Annotated in this window: 14 protein-coding genes; 12 read left to right on the forward strand and 2 right to left on the reverse strand. The window is 67.8% G+C overall.

The features are described 5' to 3' along the window. Positions 1-1,717: phosphatidylinositol-specific phospholipase C domain-containing protein (locus D7V77_RS32175; protein ID WP_368666217.1), on the forward strand; the 1,717-nt coding region annotated here is incomplete at its 5' end. Between the two features lie 143 nt (positions 1,718-1,860). Here the strand turns inward: D7V77_RS32175 and D7V77_RS32180 are convergent. Next, entirely contained in the window at positions 1,861-4,773 is a 2,913-nt protein-coding gene (locus D7V77_RS32180) for a hypothetical protein (RefSeq protein ID WP_120580108.1), read from the reverse strand. Between the two features lie 139 nt (positions 4,774-4,912). On the opposite strand from D7V77_RS32180, the gene D7V77_RS43945 reads away from it, so the two are divergent. The 6 genes from D7V77_RS43945 to D7V77_RS32205 all read left to right on the forward strand — a co-directional run bounded on the left by D7V77_RS43945 (position 4,913) and on the right by D7V77_RS32205 (position 10,757). Beyond that, positions 4,913-5,089 carry a hypothetical protein gene (locus tag D7V77_RS43945; RefSeq protein WP_158624534.1) on the forward strand — a complete coding sequence of 59 codons (177 nt, stop codon included), beginning with the start codon at positions 4,913-4,915 and terminating at the stop codon, positions 5,087-5,089. A 22-nt stretch (positions 5,090-5,111) separates the two neighbouring features. Then, complete coding sequence (locus tag D7V77_RS32185) at positions 5,112-5,333, forward strand: hypothetical protein (protein WP_120580109.1); 222 nt, start codon at positions 5,112-5,114, stop codon at positions 5,331-5,333. 112 nt (positions 5,334-5,445) lie between these two features. Further along, entirely contained in the window at positions 5,446-6,066 is a 621-nt protein-coding gene (locus D7V77_RS32190; RefSeq protein WP_120580110.1) for a hypothetical protein, read from the forward strand. Between the two features lie 62 nt (positions 6,067-6,128). Continuing rightward, entirely contained in the window at positions 6,129-7,769 is a 1,641-nt protein-coding gene (locus tag D7V77_RS32195) for a hypothetical protein (RefSeq protein ID WP_120580111.1), read from the forward strand. A 2-nt stretch (positions 7,770-7,771) separates the two neighbouring features. Continuing rightward, positions 7,772-8,824: an alpha/beta fold hydrolase gene (locus tag D7V77_RS32200; protein WP_120580112.1), complete on the forward strand. Its 1,053-nt coding sequence runs from the start codon at positions 7,772-7,774 to the stop codon at positions 8,822-8,824. Positions 8,825-8,873: 49 nt separating this feature from the next. Continuing rightward, a complete protein-coding gene (locus D7V77_RS32205; protein WP_120580113.1) occupies positions 8,874-10,757 on the forward strand; it encodes a PHB depolymerase family esterase in 1,884 nt (627 codons plus the stop codon). Between the two features lie 404 nt (positions 10,758-11,161). Here the strand turns inward: D7V77_RS32205 and D7V77_RS32210 are convergent, their stop codons facing one another. Beyond that, on the reverse strand, positions 11,162-11,452 hold the full coding sequence (locus D7V77_RS32210; protein ID WP_120580114.1) for a hypothetical protein: 291 nt from the start codon (positions 11,450-11,452) through the stop codon (positions 11,162-11,164). A 352-nt stretch (positions 11,453-11,804) separates the two neighbouring features. Here D7V77_RS32210 and D7V77_RS32215 point away from each other — a divergent pair, with 352 nt between their 5' ends. The 5 genes from D7V77_RS32215 to D7V77_RS32235 all read left to right on the forward strand — a co-directional run bounded on the left by D7V77_RS32215 (position 11,805) and on the right by D7V77_RS32235 (position 15,426). Next, positions 11,805-12,443 carry a glutathione S-transferase family protein gene (locus tag D7V77_RS32215; protein ID WP_120580115.1) on the forward strand — a complete coding sequence of 213 codons (639 nt, stop codon included), beginning with the start codon at positions 11,805-11,807 and terminating at the stop codon, positions 12,441-12,443. A 235-nt stretch (positions 12,444-12,678) separates the two neighbouring features. After that, positions 12,679-13,161, forward strand: a complete 483-nt coding sequence (locus D7V77_RS32220) for a hypothetical protein (RefSeq protein ID WP_120580116.1) — start codon at positions 12,679-12,681, stop codon at positions 13,159-13,161. A gap of 2 nt (positions 13,162-13,163) precedes the next feature. Further along, entirely contained in the window at positions 13,164-13,931 is a 768-nt protein-coding gene (locus D7V77_RS32225) for a hypothetical protein (protein WP_199733925.1), read from the forward strand. Continuing rightward, the gene (locus tag D7V77_RS32230) at positions 13,928-14,683 is read left to right on the forward strand and encodes a hypothetical protein (RefSeq protein ID WP_171806142.1); all 756 of its coding nucleotides are present in this window, start codon (positions 13,928-13,930) and stop codon (positions 14,681-14,683) included. Before D7V77_RS32225 ends, D7V77_RS32230 begins: the two co-directional genes overlap by 4 nt. A 101-nt stretch (positions 14,684-14,784) precedes the next feature. Continuing rightward, the gene (locus tag D7V77_RS32235) at positions 14,785-15,426 is read left to right on the forward strand and encodes a glutathione S-transferase family protein (RefSeq protein WP_120580117.1); all 642 of its coding nucleotides are present in this window, start codon (positions 14,785-14,787) and stop codon (positions 15,424-15,426) included. The last annotated feature ends 93 nt before the right edge of the window (positions 15,427-15,519 follow it).

A 15,519-nucleotide genomic window follows, 5' to 3' on the forward strand; every position in this document is an offset into this window, starting at 1 on the left:
CCCCATGTCCCACCGGACGTTTCCTGCCCCCCGACTGCGCAACGCGGCGGCGATGCTCTTCCTCGCGCTGCTCGCGACCTCCCCCGCTGCCGCCCGTGGGCGCTACTACAACCACTCCGGCGGCATCGAAACGAGTCATCCCGACTGGTTGAGCTGGATGCCCGGCTCGGCGAGCCTCGCTTCCCTGTCGCTGCCGGGAACCCATGACTCCATGGCGTTCACCTCGACGGGCGGTGCCCTCACCCAGACCCAATCCCTGAGCCTGAGAGCTCAGCTGGACGCGGGTCTTCGTGCCTTGGACATCCGGTGTCGCCACATTGGCGACCGGTTCGCCATCCACCATGGCGTCGTCTACCTGAACGCCAACTTCGACGACGTTTTGACAACCACCACCCAGTTCCTGCGCGACCATCCCGGCGAAACCATTCTCATGCGAGTGAAGGAGGAACACACCCCGGACGGCAATAGCCGGAGCTTCCAACAGACCTTCGAGTGGTATCGCAGCCAGCCCGCCTACAGCCCCTATGTCTGGCGAGGCACCCATGTGCCCACGCTCGGGGAGGTGCGTGGCAAGATTGTCATCCTGGACAACTTCGGCGGTGGAGCCTACGGCGTGAACTGGGGTTCGCTGGCCCTCCAGGATGACTGGACCGTGTCCACGATCTTCGACATCGACAACAAGTGGGACAAGGTCCGGGACCACCTGGGGCGGACGAACGCGGGGGCCCCTCCCACGCTGTATGTGAACTTCCTCAGTGGCTCCTCCGTGGCGGCCTTCCCCAACGTGGTGGCCGGAGGTGATGGGATGGCCATCCGAGGCGTCAATGACTACGCCATCGACCACCTGGTGGGCGGCAACGTCCAGCGCGCGGGCGTCGTGATGATGGACTTCCCGGGAGCGGGGCTGATTGACGCCATCCTGGCCCTCAACTACCGGCTGCTCCCCTCCGCCGGCCTCCTGCCTGGCGATTTCGGCACCGCCTTCCGGAACATCTCCTACACCCTGGGCGGCGACGCACAGGCCCGCTGGTATGGCCTCCATGCGTTTCTCCAGAATGCCGCCCCGGGGCGCATCTGGCATGCCCTGGCGTTGAAGGGAAGCTGGGCGGGTTGGATGCACACGGATGGAAGCTACGTCCAATCCGACACCATGGATGACTACACGCACCTCGCCTTCACCTCTCGGACGGTGACGAGCGCGGTGAGCAACGGATTCCTGGGCAGCTTCGTGAACTCACAGCTCGGGGCTCTCTCGGGTGGCACGAGCGACCGCGCCCTCCAACTGCATGGTCGGGTGAGCTCACGCTTCCCCTTCCAGCTCTGGAGCGTGGTGGTGAAGAAGGCACCCGGGGGACTCAGCAACTGGGCGTACTCTGACTATGGGACGGGCTACAAGGCCACGCAGGGGGATTACACGTATGCCATCCAGGCCTACTCGGCCGCGGATGGGGTGTACCTCTACGAGCACGGCCAGTTCGAAGGCAACATCCTGCATCTCACCTCCGGCGTCGGCTTCCTGGGCGACCTGGGCTTCGATGACATCCTGTCCTCCGTCAGGATCCTCGGCCCCTATCGCGCGACCCTCTGCGAACACCCCTCGCGGACGGGCAGGTGCCTCAGCACCACCCAGAGCGTGGGCGACATCAACTCCGTCGCGGGAGGCCCCTGGAACGACCAGATTTCCTCGGCGGGCATCGACTTCGTCGGAGTCCGCTGAGCCTTCCTCGAGTGTCCCAGCGCCGTGGGCAGCTCCGCGAGCCAGGACATCTTGATGTCGCCGGGCACACCTGGGGTGCCGCGTTCCGTGGGGACTCGGCTGCGTCGAGTCGCGACGCAGGGCCGGCCGCCCCGCACGCGGCACTACGCGCGGCGCCCGGCCACGTAGTGGTTGTCACCGACGTGGAGGATGTCGATGGTGATGGCCGCTCCCGGTACGTTCGAGCCGAAGTACTGTGCCGAGAGTTCCCTGAAGTCATACGTGTCGACCCGGTGACCGTGATGGTCGCGGATGCCCCGCTCCGAGGTATCGACGTAGTGGATCCGCAGGTTCACCCGGGCGGAGAGCACGAGGCCGCGGAAGTCGAGGTCCCCGGCCCACTGCCGGCGGCGGCGCTGGCCCGACTCATAGGCATCGGCGATCACGCGGAGCGATTCGCTCAGCTCGACGTTCCGGCGGACGGCTTCCATGACGAAGGTCTCCGCGAGGGCGACATGCTCCGCGTAGCGGGGATCGGTGTCCCGGAAGGCGTAGTCGACCCGCAGCCCGCGTCGCAGCCGGACGCTCGCCCAGGCGTCGAGCCGGATCCGATCCAGGGCCGTGCTCGCGTTGTCGAGCCGGCGCAGGACATCCTGGGACGGCCGCATGTCCCGGAACATCACCGGGGAGATTCCCACGCCACGGCGGATGAGGTTCGCGGTCATCGCGGCGGCGCTCTCGCGATACAGCATCGCCTCCTCCAGCCGGTCGCCCTCGGGGAGCTGCGCGACGGATTGCGGAGTGCGGCGCTTCACCCCATCCGAGAACGCGTAGTACAGGCAGTCGCCGCCGCCCGGGTTGTCGGTGATGACGAAGTTCTGCTGCACGTACATGTCGAAGAGCGCTGTCGCCCGCTGCAGCCGGAGCTCGGCCTCGGAGCGGATCCGGCTTTCAGCCTGCTTGGACCAATGCTCCATCTCCTTCAGCAGGTTGTTCTTCGTGCCACCCTTGTCGAGGCCCACGAGAGGTCGCTGACGTGAGCCCCGACCCCTGCCGGAACCCGTCAAGGCGCCGGACCCCAGGAGCTTCTGCTGCCCGAAGAGCGGACGGTCCAGCGCGATCACCTCGGGGTCGAGCAGGCCGAGCAGGTGATACATCGAGCGGATGCGGCCAATCTTGGTCTCCACGACTTCGCTGTAGGCGCGTTCGTCGAGGTTGTTGTTCTTCACCAGGGCCAGCCCGTTGTTTCCGGAGAGCGTCTTTCGCGTCGACACCGTGATGGGATTGGAGTCGTCGAAGGCATCGAACTCCTGCTTGGGTGACAACACCTTCGACGGCTCGTTCTGGGTGGCGCGGGTGAACTCCGTCACCCAGTCTCCCGTCTCCACGCTCTTGTCCACCTGGCCTGTGTTGCGGCTCAGGCTGCGGAAACCCAGCTCCACGGCGGCGCACCAGGGACAGGTCTCCTTCGGCCGGTTGCGTTGCTTGCCGGTGTCCTGGAACCCCTCGTAGGGAAAGCACACCAGCACGTCGGCGCCGTCACAGAAGTAGGACGAAGCGGTCATGAGCGCCGCGGGCTCGGCGCAGTTGAGCGAATGCCAGCCGCAGATCCACAGGTCGACGCCGAGCGCGCGCCCCTGGAGGCCAGAGACCGGGTGCGCTTCGATCCGCAGCTTGTCGTGGGTCTTGTTCTGCCGGAACGACACGTAGCTGAGCAGGGCCTGCCGCGCGGGCCTGCGCAACTGGAGCAGGTCCCGGGCGCGATACTCGAGCGCCGCGGTGTTCGTGCGGCCGATCATCACGTCGTAGTTGGTCCAGAGCCCCTTCTTGAACTCCTCCTCCTCGTGGGCTTCCGCCTGGCGCCGCCGGGCGTAGAAGTCCAGCAACTCCAGCTCGGCCTGACGCCGCTCGTGGGTGTCCAGTTGGGACTGCTGGTCCTCGTCGAGCACGATCTTGTTCTTCCCCTTCCAACGCTTCTTCAGGAAGTCGCTGGACTCTTCCTTCAGCTCCTTGCGGAGCTTCTCGATCTCCTCGGGGGACTTGTACTTGTCGGGATCCTTCTTGGGGACCTCCTGGTCCGTCTTCCAAGTGGGGAGCGCGAGGTGCCGGCAGTACTTGCCGAAGTACTTCTCATCCGGCTCTTCCTGGACGACGCCGGAGAGCCCGAGGACGGGCACGTACACCGTCTTGCCCCCTTCCTGGTGCCGCGTCCACGACACGCACAGACACCCCACGGTGGACACGAAGGCCGTGCAGACCGTCCTCCAGTTCTTCTTGAACTCCTCGCTGAGGGGGTGATCCACCGGCGGCTTGAGCAGGCGGGTGAGCGCGCTCGAATCGTTGCCGAGCAGGTGGTAGTCCTGGACCAGCGCGTCGGTCCGCTCCTTCACCTTTTCCCAGAACTGCGACTCCAGCGGGAGGTCGCGGACCCAGTCGCTCGCGGGGAACACCGCGCCAAGTGGGGTGCCGGCCGGGGAGACGACGAAGCCGAGGCTCATCAGCCGGAGCCGCACGGGTTCGTAGTACTGGAACTTGGCCCGGCTCTTCCCCTGGTCCTTCTTCAAGTCTTCGGCGGTCACCGACTTGAGCGCCTTCTGGAGGCGACCGGAGGAGACCCTGCCACTCTTGTCCCCCCTTGAGGTGTGCCAGTCGAGCTGCTCGTACAGCGAGGCGCGGCACTCCTCGATGTAGTCCCACTCCTCGTCCAGCATCGAGTCGACCACCTGGGCGACGTCGTCATGGAGCGCCTGGGCCTCCTTGGTCTTCGGGAAGGCCTTCACGCCCAGCATCTTGCGCACCAGTTCGGGCGACACCTTCTGCTCACCCAGGCGCGCCTCGTAGGCGTCCAGGTTCTTCAGCGCGACCTTGATGCTCATGCGGACCTGGAGGAACCGCACGAGGTCCAACAGGAACTGCGCGAACTCGTCCTGCCGGTAGATCCGGTCCTGCGTGGCCAGGAAGAGATCCAGGCCATCCTCGTCGACGAAGTCCGGCAACTGGCTGCCCGTGTCGCGGGACCACCTCAGCGCGACCTCGGACGTCAGTTCGACCAGGCCCGTATTCAATGCGAGCAGCATCGGCATTGCCCGAGTAGAACCGACGGCTCGGCCCACGCCAAGGACCTGACAGGCGCCCGCCCCCTCCAGGTCCAAGTGGATAGGGTCGGTCCAACGCTTCTGTTCCCGCAGCCGGGGATTGAGGGCACGAACCGCGCTCGTGATCGTCAGTCCGCGCCCTGGCTTCTTCCGGGGCCAGGCCCTCTTCTTCGATGGCCAGTCCCCCTGGATGACGGACATGAAGTGGGACCGCTACGACGGACTCATGCGGATGATGACGAAGCGCCCGTGGCTGGGATGGGCCACGGGGCTGCTGTTGGGGCTCCCAAGTAGGTGAACGACCAAGATGCAGCACCGTCATGACATCCTCGCCCAGGCCCAGGCGCGCCCCCAATCCGCCGGAACTCCCTTCGAAGACGGGCGGGGCCCAAGGCTATGCCGGCTACGAATACCAGCTTCACGTCAGCCTCTGGGTCGCCCTGGTGCTCCTCTTCAAGGAAGCGCTCACGGAGCAGATGGAGCTGAGCACCCGCTCGCGGCGCTCCACCCCGCTGCGCCTCTTCGCCGATGAGGCGTCCTGACGCATCAGGCCATCGTCTGTCTTTTGACAAGGCCGTCAGGCGGGTGCTACCCGTAGCTGAAACATGAATCGGGCTTCATCTCCCCCCGTGCGCCCGAACGAGGAGTCCCCCCATGAAGAAGACGCTTTCGTCCGCGATGCTGCTGTGCGCGTTGAGCCTCACGGGTTGTGGGGAGGAGGCGACGCAGGATCCCGTGGACAGCGCGCCCAAGCTGGACAGCCAGTCGAACATCCTGGCCTTCCTGGAGGGCAAGACGCTGGTGATGGAGGGGGACAACATCCCCAGCCACCCGCTGTCGCTGGACGAGGACATCAACTGGGGTTCGGCCAGCCAGTGCTTCCAGAAGGTCTCCATTGGCGTGGGCGGCAACAACTTCCACGTCACCAGCACCCCCGGCACCATCCTCAACTCCGCTGGCGTCGGCCAGGCCGGCAGCACGTGTGATCACGCCGCCGCGCAGAACGCGCTGGTGTTCGACTCCAAGGCTGTCACGCTCTCCAACATCACCGCGGGCGGCAGCTGCTTCGAGATCCTGGTGGACTACGGCAGCTTCAAGCAGGAAGGCCGCGTGAGCATCTCGTCGGACCTGAAGAAGATCTCCATGGAGCTCTACTTCGAGGCGAAGGCCACGGGTTGGCGCTGCGCCGACGGCGCGGTGGGCGCCAAGACGGTCAGCGTCTCCGGGCAGGCCTTCACCGGCAACGCGGTGCAGGTCTACACCATCAGCGGCTAGTCGCACGGCGGACGGTGGGCGCGAACCGCCCTCACGGCAATCCATCAGGGTGAGGTGTCAATATGTCGGGAGGGTGGTTGGGCGCGGCGCGCCTGGGCGCCGTGGCGCTCGTGCTGGGACTGGCGCTGCCGGCGGCGGGGCAGAGCCCCACGGTGCCGGGCCTCTATTACGGCGACTGGTTGGATGAGAAGGACCGCGAGGAGGACGCGAAGCCTCGCGAGTTCATCCTCATCAACTACTTCTTCACCCGGCTGTCGGTGACCAACAGCGTGGGCGACCCCGCGGGCCTCAAGGGCGTGTCGCTGGGGCCCATCGGCTCGCTGTCCGGCAGCTCCGTCCGCGTGGAGCCGGGGCGTTCAGCGTTCTACGTGGAGCAGCGCTGGATCCCCGTGCTGGAGTACAGCCCGTCCTTCGCGGACGGGCTGGCGTCCTTCCGCGCCCAGTTCGAGGTGGACTACCTCTGGGGCCGCGCCGCCAATGCCTCGCAGCAGAACGAGGGCGGCGGCTTCAACGCGGACCAGGTCAACATCCAGACGAAGAACGTCAACGTCGCCGTCTATCCCACGCGCAACCCGGCCCGGCTCACGCTGCTCATCGGCACGCAGCCGGTCTACGACTCCATCTTCGACCCGACGCGCTCGCCGCTCAACGACATCGTCCGCACGGGTTACAAGCTGGCGTTCATTGGCAGCGACGCCACGGGCCTGTCGCTCTACAGCAACTACAAGGGGCTTTCCAAACTGAGCCTCCTGCCTCTGGGCAGCGCCCAGGCGGACAAGGCGACGCGGGACGACCCGCGCCTGAAGTTCGTCTACCTGCTCACCGCGGACTACGCCTACCCCGTGCAGCCCGGGACGAACATCGGCCTGTCCGCCTGGTACCTGCGCGATGACACGAAGGGGGACGCGTATGCCTTCGAAGGCATCGTGAAGAGCGGGCCTTCGTCCACGGGCCTCTACCCGTTCGTCGGCACCCCGCGCTTCAACATCGAGCGGCCCACGGGCAACGTCTTCTGGCTGGGCGCGAACTTCCACCACAACATCGACTTCCGCGCGGGGCGCCTCGCCGCTTCCGGATTCGTCATGTACAACGGTGGCAGCTACACGAGCGACCGCGCGGACACCACGTTCAACAAGAAGGTGGACATCTCCGGCCTGTCCGCGAACCTGGAGGTGCTCTACCAGTGGGGCCGCGGCCCGGCGGACCTGGTCACGCTGGAGGGCATGTTCACCACCGGCGACAGCAACCTGGATGACGGCCGCTACACGGGCGCCTTCACGCTCAACCAGTACGGCCTGCCCGGCTCGGTGTGGTTCAACCACAAGATGCTGCTGCTGTTCCCCTTCACCAGCACCGTGAACAACTACACGGGCGCGGTGACGGACATCTCCAACCAGGGCTACGGCCTGCGCACCGGCATCGCGAGCGCGGCGTGGGACATCATCCCCAACACGCTCAACCTCAAGCTGGCCACGGGTCTGGCCAACTCGGGGGCGAGCCCGCCGCGCTGGGATCCGGCCGTGCGGCGGGGGCGGTTCATTGGCGCCGAGGTGAACGCGGAGGTGCGCTACACCATCCGCTACCTCATGACGGTGGGCCTGCACGCCGGCTACCTGTTCCGCGGCGCCTTCTATGACGGCTCCACGACGGTGAAGAACAACCCCTTCGCCGCCTTCACCACCTTCACCTGGTACGCGTTCTGACCATGAGCCCCTTCCGCGCCCTCAAGGCCCTGCTGCTCGTGGCGGGGCTGGGTTCCTCCACCGGCTGCGTGCGCTCGTACGCCAGCGCGCCGCCGCTGGCGTTCCAGGACCTGGACTACGCGTCGCCCGGGGCGAAGGAGCCCTGGCCGCTGAAGCGGGTGGCCCTGCCGGAGACGGCGGCCACCTACGGCATGGCGCGCGTGCCGCAGATGGCCTACGTGGAGCTGCCCGCCGCGCCCGGCGCGCGCACCGTGGTGCTCATCCATGGCCTGGGCAGCTACCTGAAGTTCTGGAGCGCGCAGCTCGACGCGCTCCAGCGTGCGGGCTACCACGTCGTCGCGGTGGACCTGCCCGGGTATGGCAAGTCCGACAAGCCCGGCTCCTTTCCGTACACCATGGAGGCCATGGCGGACGCGGTGCGTGAGCTGACGCGGAGCCTGGGCGTCGAGCATCCCATCCTGGTGGGCCACTCCATGGGAGGGCAGACGGCGCTGTCGTACGCCATCCGCTACCCGGACGAGCCGTCGGGGGTGGTGCTGGTGTCGCCCGCGGGCTTCGAGAAGTTCTCCCAGAAGGAGAAGGACTGGTTCGCGCGGGTGATGAGCACGGAGTTCATCAAGTCCGCACCCGAGTACGGCATCCGGGGCAGCGTGCGGCAGGCCAACTTCCAGAACTGGCGGCCGGAGCTGGAGTGGCTCATCGAGGAGCGCGTGCGGCTGGCGAAGTCGCCCGAGTTCGACGCGTATGCCTATGCCAACGTGCGCTCGGTGCGGGGGCTCGCCAACGACGACTTCGTGCGCGACAACCTCCATCGCATCACCGCCCCCAGCATCATCATCTTCGGGGAAGCGGACCGCCTGATTCCCAACCCGTTCCTGCACGGTGGCTTCCCGCGGGACATCTTCGAATACGGCCACGCGCGCATCCCGGGCTCGAAGCTGGTGGGACTGGAAGGGTGTGGCCACACGGTGCAGCTCGACTGCCCGGTGCCGTTCAACGCGGCGCTGGAGGCGTTCCTCAAGAGCTTGCCGGTGGCCGGGGCACCCGAACCCTAGAAGAGCTCGGCCGCCCACCCTCCTCCCCCGTGGCGGCCAGGGAGGCACCATGCACGGTCGAGGCATTCGTCGTCTTGGGTGGTTCACGCACGTCCCCTGGTTTCGCGTCGCGGCGTTGGCCATCGCGGCGACCGCCGGCTGCGGCCCGCTGGGAGCCGAAGCGCCGGACACCGGCGTCCCCCAGGTGGAGCAGGTGGAGCAGGGGCTGACGCAGGTGACGGGCTTCGGGTCCAACCCGGGCAACCTCCAGATGTTCCGGCAGGTGCCCGCGGGCGTGCCGGCCAATGCACCGCTGGTGGTGGTGTTGCACGGGTGCACGCAGAATGCCGCGGGCGTGGAGCCCGGTGGGTGGACCGCGGCGTCGAACGTCTACAAGTTCTACGTCGTCTACGCGCAGCAGCCGAGCAGCAACAACCCCACCAGCTGCTTCAACTGGTTCGAGCCGGGGGACATCGCGCGCGGCGCGGGTGAGGCGCTGTCCATCAAGCAGATGGTGGACGCCATGAAGGCCGCCTACTCCATCGACCCGGCGCGGGTGTTCGTCACGGGCTTCTCCGCGGGAGGCTTCATGGTTCCCGCCATGTTGGCCACCTACCCGGACGTCTTCGCGGCGGGCGCCATCAACTCGGGCGGTCCGTACCGGTGCGCCAACTCCATGACCGAGGGCTTCAGCTGCATGAGCCCCGGCGTCAGCAAGACGCCCGCGGCGTGGGCGGACCTCGTGCGCAACGCATACCCGGGCTACACGGGTCCCCGGCCGCGCGTCTCCATCTGGCATGGCACGAATGACTTCACGGTGAGGCCCGCCAACCTCACCGAGTCCATGAAGCAGTGGACCCAGGTGCACGGCATCGACCAGACGCCGGACACGACGGACACCGTGGGGGGCTTCCCTCACAAGGTGTACCGGGACAGCGCGGGCACGGCGCTGGTGGAGACCTATGAGCTCACCGGCATGGGTCACGCCGTCCCGGTGGATCCGCAGTACAGCTTTCCTGGGAGCAGCACCGCCTGTGGCGCGACGGGCGCGTACCAGTCCGACGTGAACCTCTGTGGTGTCTATTACCAGGCGCTCTTCTTCGGGCTCACGGAAGCCAGCACTCCGCCGGATGACACCACTGCGCCCACGGTGAACGTGACGGCGCCCGTCTCCGGCGCCACGGTGAGTGGCACCGTGACGGTGACCGCGAGCGCTTCCGACAATGTCGGCGTCGCGCGGGTGGACTTCTACGTGGATGGGAACCTCGTGGGCACGGCCGGCACGGCGCCCCATGCGTTCAGCTGGAACACCACGACGGTCGCCAACGGCTCGCATGTGCTGGGGGCCCGGGCGTTCGATGCGGCGGGGAACTCCGCGCTGGACGCGGACACGTCCGTCACAGTGAGCAACAGCGGGACGACGCCGACGACGGTCAGCTTCACCAGCATCGCGGCGGAGGATGGCTACGTGAAGGCGAACGCCGACGGGAGCGCGGCGGAGCTCGGGACGCTCACGGGCCTGGCGCTCGGACGAGGGGTGGACGGCAAGCACAACCGCTCCCTGCTGTCATTCGACACGTCCAGCCTGCCGGACACCGCCAGCATCACCCAGGCGTTCCTGACCCTCTCCTACACGTCTGGCTCCGGAGACCCCTGGGCCAGCCCCGCGGGCAACACGCTCGTCATCGACGTGGCCACGGGCACCTTCAACGCGGCCGCGACGGAGACGGGCGACTGGGGCGCCTCCGCGACCGCGAGCGCCGTGGCGGGCGTCGCGAAGTTCACCTCGGGCACCATCCGCTCCACGGACTTCGCGGGGGCGGGGACGTCCGCAGTCAACACGCGGGGCCGGACGCAGCTGCGCCTGCGCTTCGCCCAGAATCCCGCGGCGACGGCCTACCTCTTCGTGAAGGACGGTGCGAACGCCACGCTCACCGTCGTCTACTCCCCGTAGTCCACGCACGCCGCCCCGGAGGGACATCCGGGGCGGCGTCAGGAGAGGGATTGAACGCGGTTCGTGTCGTCCGACGAAACCCGGGCTCGCTCGACGCACATTTCCGGCTGCTCCATGTTGGGCATTCGATGAGGCGAAATCAGCCCGGCCGCAAGGCGACCTCGGCGCACCCAGAGGGGCTCGGGTCCTCGCTGATGCATACCGTCCGCGTCTGGCAGGTCGCTCCGGTCCACACCCGATGGACCGCCGTGCTCCCCGTCCGGGCAGGACGCGAGGAGGAGGCGCGGCGGTGGGTGACCGAGGCGCTGGCGCGGAACCCGGACATGGGAGGGGGACCGCCGCGCAACGCATTGAAACCACGAGGCCCGGACGCGATGCCGGGCCTCGTGGAAGTTCAAGACCGCTCAGCTCTCAGCCTGCTCCGTGCCCGGATGGTCGGCGTCGCAGACCGGCGCGGTGTCGTCGGAGCGCTGGCTCTGCTCGGAGGAGACCGAAGCGTTCTCCTGCGAAGGCTGCGCGGGCTGGAAGCAGTAGCCCGCCGCGCCACAGGTGGTGAGGCGGATCCCCAGGAAACAGGGGTCGTCGCAAACACCCTCGCAGGTATCCCAGCACTGCAGCGGAAGCGCAAAGGCGGACGCGGGGGCCACGGCGAGGACAGCGGCGACGGCGAGAAGGGACTTCTTCAGCGCGTTCATCGGCACTCCTGGGTGTGGGAATGTGCCTGCGCGAAGGACAGGCACGCCTCGCAGCAGAAGCGAGTACCGGGAGACAATGACAGACGCCCTACGTCAGAACTGTTTCCGGCCTGACGCTTACACCCCCCCCCAAGATCCATCCCAGCAAGAGTCAACTGAAAGCCGGCCCCGCTCGCGCCGCGAGTCAGCTTCGGACCAGCAGAGCCTGGCCGCGGACCCAGTACTCCCCATTCCGACGGAGCAGGAGTTCCTCTACGTCCTGAAGCCGTGCCCCTGACGATACCTGACAGTCCCTTGTCACTCCGGGTGGATAGGTCCTCCCCCTCCACCCGTGCCGTCCCCGAGGTCCGTCTTGAAGCTCTACTTCCACCCCCTGTCCGGAAACTCGCGCCGCGTGCTGCTCGTGGCCGTCCACCTCGACATTCCCCTCGAGCGCATCGTGGTGGACCTCACCACGGGCAAGCAGCGCGAGGCGTCGTACCTGGGCATCAACCCCAACGGGCGCGTCCCCGTCCTGGACGACGGCGGCTTCGTGCTCTGGGAGTCGCGCGCCATCATGGTCTACCTCGCCGAGAAGTCCCCGGGGCAGACCCTGCTCCCGACGGACGCGCAGGGCCGCGCCGACGTGAACCGCTGGCTGTTCTGGTGCTCGGCCCACATGGCCCCGGCGAACACCGTGCTCGTCCTGGAGAACTTCGTGAAGCAGCGCACCGGCCGCGGGCCGCCAGACCCCGCCGAGGTCGCGCGCGGAGAGGCCCTCTTCGCCCAGACCGCGCCCGTGCTGGACTCGCACCTGGCGGGCAGGACATGGGTGACTCAGGAGCGTCTGACGCTCGCGGACCTCTCGCTCGCCGCGTCGTTCGCCCTCGCGGGCCCGGCGCGCCTGCCCCTTGAAGGCTACGCGAACCTCCGGGCCTGGCTGGGGCGCGTGCAGCAACTGGACGCGTGGCAGCGCACCGCGCCCCCCATGCCGCCGGCCGCCCGGAGCTGAGCAGCCGCTCGCGGCGTTGGAGGTCCGCGGTGTCGGCGTACTCGGCGCTGTCCCCTACCCACTGGACCGCGCCACAGCCCGTGCAGGTCCTCCTCGCGACGCCCTCGTCGTCGTCCTGCTCCAGGGTGATTTCAAAGGCTGGATTGACGCAGGAAGGCACGTCCCTGCTGCTTGCTTCAAGACCTGCTCACCGGGAAACTCCGGGATTGCCGTCCACCCCACGAGGAAGTTCTCCATGTCCCTGAAGCATGTGTTCGCGGTCGTGACCCTGCTGTCGACGTCCGCCTTCGCCGAAGAAGACCTCAAGCCCGCCCAGGAAGAAGCCAAGGCCAAGTTGGAGGAAGAGATCGAGGACGACCTGAAGGCGACCAACGACAAGTGCGGCACCAAGCTCGAGGTGAAGACCGACTTCCAGAACTTCAAGACCGACGATTGGTCGGGCACGAGCTTCAGCTCGTACTGTGAGGCGGTCATCCAGGAGATCGGGGCCATGTGTGAAAACCGCCCCGCGTACAAGAAGGTCATCGCCAAGAAGGTGACCGGCGTTGCGTGCCTGTTCGGCGGCGTGAAGCCCGTGGAGAAGAAGGACGGCTCCAACGACGCGACGCTGCGCAACATGTCGCTCGACAAGGGCGTGTTCACGTACCACATGTCCTCCAGGGGCCACGCGAACCTCGGCGACAACACCAAGGCCACGCTCGAGAAGGCGTTCAACTGAGCATGCCCCGGACCCTTGCTCCCGCGCTCATGCTGGCGGCGATCCTCGCGACGACGGCGCATTCCCTGGAAGCGGTGGCGGGCAAGGTCTACCGGGGCACCGACGGCCAGAGCGTGGAGGTCGTCACGTTGGAGCCGCGCACGGCATCCGAAGTCTTGATCCGCGTGCGCGGCACCGACTCCGAAGAGGACGGCATCGCGCTACGCGCCACCCTGAAGAAACACTCACGCGGCGCCGACTATGTGACCCGCCACCGGGGAGGCGACTACGTCATCCTCCTCCAGCGCGACGGGCGCTATGAGGCAGTCCTGCCCGGAGTGCAGGCGTTCCCCGTCAAGTTCAACCAGGACGCGACGGACAAGGCCTCCACCGCGGAGGTGCTCACCGCGCACCAGCAGCAACTGGAGTCGGGGCGGATCGCCGCCTTCCAGAAGAAGGCCTGGCCCCACCTGGAGAAGAAATACACGGCCCGCGCGGGTGAAGCCGTCGCCGCGTTGAACAAGGCCTGCGGCACTTCCTCCACCTTCACCTTCGAATGGAAGAGCTTCAGCGACGAGGTGATGGCGGAGTTGGACGTGTGGGCCGCCTGTGCTCCGCTCGTGAGCCGCGCCCAGGCCCACTGCGCCTCGGTGAAGACCGTCACGTCGCTGGTCTGCCGCTTCGGTCCGACGCTCGGGCTGGAGCGCGGCAAAGACACGCTCACCTTCACCACCACCCCGAAGGGCGCGGCCGAAGGGCCCGCGGTCCTGGACAGGAACCTCTCCCGATGATCCGTCGACTCGTGGTGGCCGCCTGTCTCTTCGCGGCGGACGCGGTGGCCCGGGAGCCGGTGACGCTGGAGGACCTCCAGACCCTGGCCTCGCAGAAGGCCTGGGCGGAGCTGCTGGAGCGCGCGGAGGACCTCCCCGCTCCCAAGCGCACCGACGCGTGGCGGGCCCTGGTCACCGACGCGGCGGCGGCCGACGTGGAGACCCTCGCCCCCAGCGACAAGGAGCCGTTCGCCGCCACACAGCGGGCGCGCGCGCTGGGCCGGCGGTATGCCTTCCTCCCCAAGGCACCGCGCTTCGCCACCGCCCGCGATCAGGGCGCGAGCAAGGACCTCCAGCGATGCCTCGAACGCGACCGGCGCGGTTGCATCGACACCTTCCTGGAGCTCACGCCGGACCTGGGGCCCGAAGCGGCGCTCCAGGCCGCGCACCTCGTGAAGCAGGGGCACTTCGCCTACGTGGCGATGCCGCTCTTCGCGTTGGCGGTGGGAGGCGGCAAGGACGTCAGCGCCTGCAAGGACGCGGCGCTCGCCGAGACGGTCATCGCGGCGCTCGGCCTTCCCAAGGAGGACCCTCGCGCGGTCCAGGCGACGAAGGTGGCCTTCGAGGGCTGCTGGTCCGCGCTGGGCCCGAAGCTCAAGGCGGCGACCGTGGGCGCTTCATCGTACTTCCTGGCGAACACCTGCCAGCCCATGCGCGCCCGGAAGGCGCTGAGCGAGCTCCAGGACGACCTCTGCAAGGACGAGGAGCTGTAGTTCGGGACGGGAGCGGTTCCTGCCAGGGATACCTGACAGACCGTTGTCACTCCGGGTGGATAGGTCCTCCCCCTTCACCCGTGCCATCCCAGAGGTTCGTCTTGAAGCTCTACTTCCACCCCCTGTCCGGAAACTCGCGCCGCGTGCTGCTCGTGGCCGCCCACCTCGACATTCCCCTCGAGCGCATCGTGGTGGACCTCACCACGGGCAAGCAGCGCGAGGCGTCGTACCTGGGCATCAACCCCAACGGGCGTGTCCCCGTCCTGGACGACGGCGGCTTCGTGCTCTGGGAGTCGCGCGCCATCATGGTCTACCTCGCCGAGAAGACCCCGGGGCAGACCCTGCTCCCGACGGACGCGCAGGGCCGCGCCGACGTGAACCGCTGGCTGTTCTGGTGCTCGGCCCACATGGCCCCGGCGAACACCGTGCTCGTCCAGGAGAACTTCGTGAAGCAGCGCACCGGCCGCGGGCCGCCAGACCCCGCCGAGGTCGCGCGCGGCGAGGCCCTCTTCGCGCAGACCGCTCCCGTGCTGGACTCGCACCTGGCGGGCAGGACGTGGGTGACGCAGGAGCGCCTGACGCTCGCGGACCTCTCGCTCGCCGCGTCGTTCGCCCTCGCGGGCCCGGCGCGCCTGCCCCTTGAAGGCTACGCGAACCTCCGGGCCTGGCTGGGGCGCGTGCAGCAGTTGGAGGCGTGGCAGCGCACCGCGCCCCCCATGCCGCCGCCGGCCGCCCGGAGCTGAGCAGCCGCTCGCGGCGCTCCACCCCGCTGCGCCTCTTCATCGAAGCGGCGCACGAGTGGGCCCTCCGGGCCCTGTGAGCGCGGGTCCCTGCCC

The organism is Corallococcus sp. CA041A (assembly GCF_003612075.1).
GTDB lineage: Bacteria > Myxococcota > Myxococcia > Myxococcales > Myxococcaceae > Corallococcus > Corallococcus exiguus.

Coding starts and splice junctions, on each gene's coding strand:
- D7V77_RS32180 (WP_120580108.1), bottom strand. CDS start 4,773: ATGCTGCTCGCATTGAATACGGGCCTGGTCGAACTGACGTCCGAGGTC.
- D7V77_RS32185 (WP_120580109.1), top strand. CDS start 5,112: ATGACATCCTCGCCCAGGCCCAGGCGCGCCCCCAATCCGCCGGAACTC.
- D7V77_RS32190 (WP_120580110.1), top strand. CDS start 5,446: ATGAAGAAGACGCTTTCGTCCGCGATGCTGCTGTGCGCGTTGAGCCTC.
- D7V77_RS32195 (WP_120580111.1), top strand. CDS start 6,129: ATGTCGGGAGGGTGGTTGGGCGCGGCGCGCCTGGGCGCCGTGGCGCTC.
- D7V77_RS32200 (WP_120580112.1), top strand. CDS start 7,772: ATGAGCCCCTTCCGCGCCCTCAAGGCCCTGCTGCTCGTGGCGGGGCTG.
- D7V77_RS32205 (WP_120580113.1), top strand. CDS start 8,874: ATGCACGGTCGAGGCATTCGTCGTCTTGGGTGGTTCACGCACGTCCCC.
- D7V77_RS32210 (WP_120580114.1), bottom strand. CDS start 11,452: ATGAACGCGCTGAAGAAGTCCCTTCTCGCCGTCGCCGCTGTCCTCGCC.
- D7V77_RS32220 (WP_120580116.1), top strand. CDS start 12,679: ATGTCCCTGAAGCATGTGTTCGCGGTCGTGACCCTGCTGTCGACGTCC.
- D7V77_RS32225 (WP_199733925.1), top strand. CDS start 13,164: ATGCCCCGGACCCTTGCTCCCGCGCTCATGCTGGCGGCGATCCTCGCG.
- D7V77_RS32230 (WP_171806142.1), top strand. CDS start 13,928: ATGATCCGTCGACTCGTGGTGGCCGCCTGTCTCTTCGCGGCGGACGCG.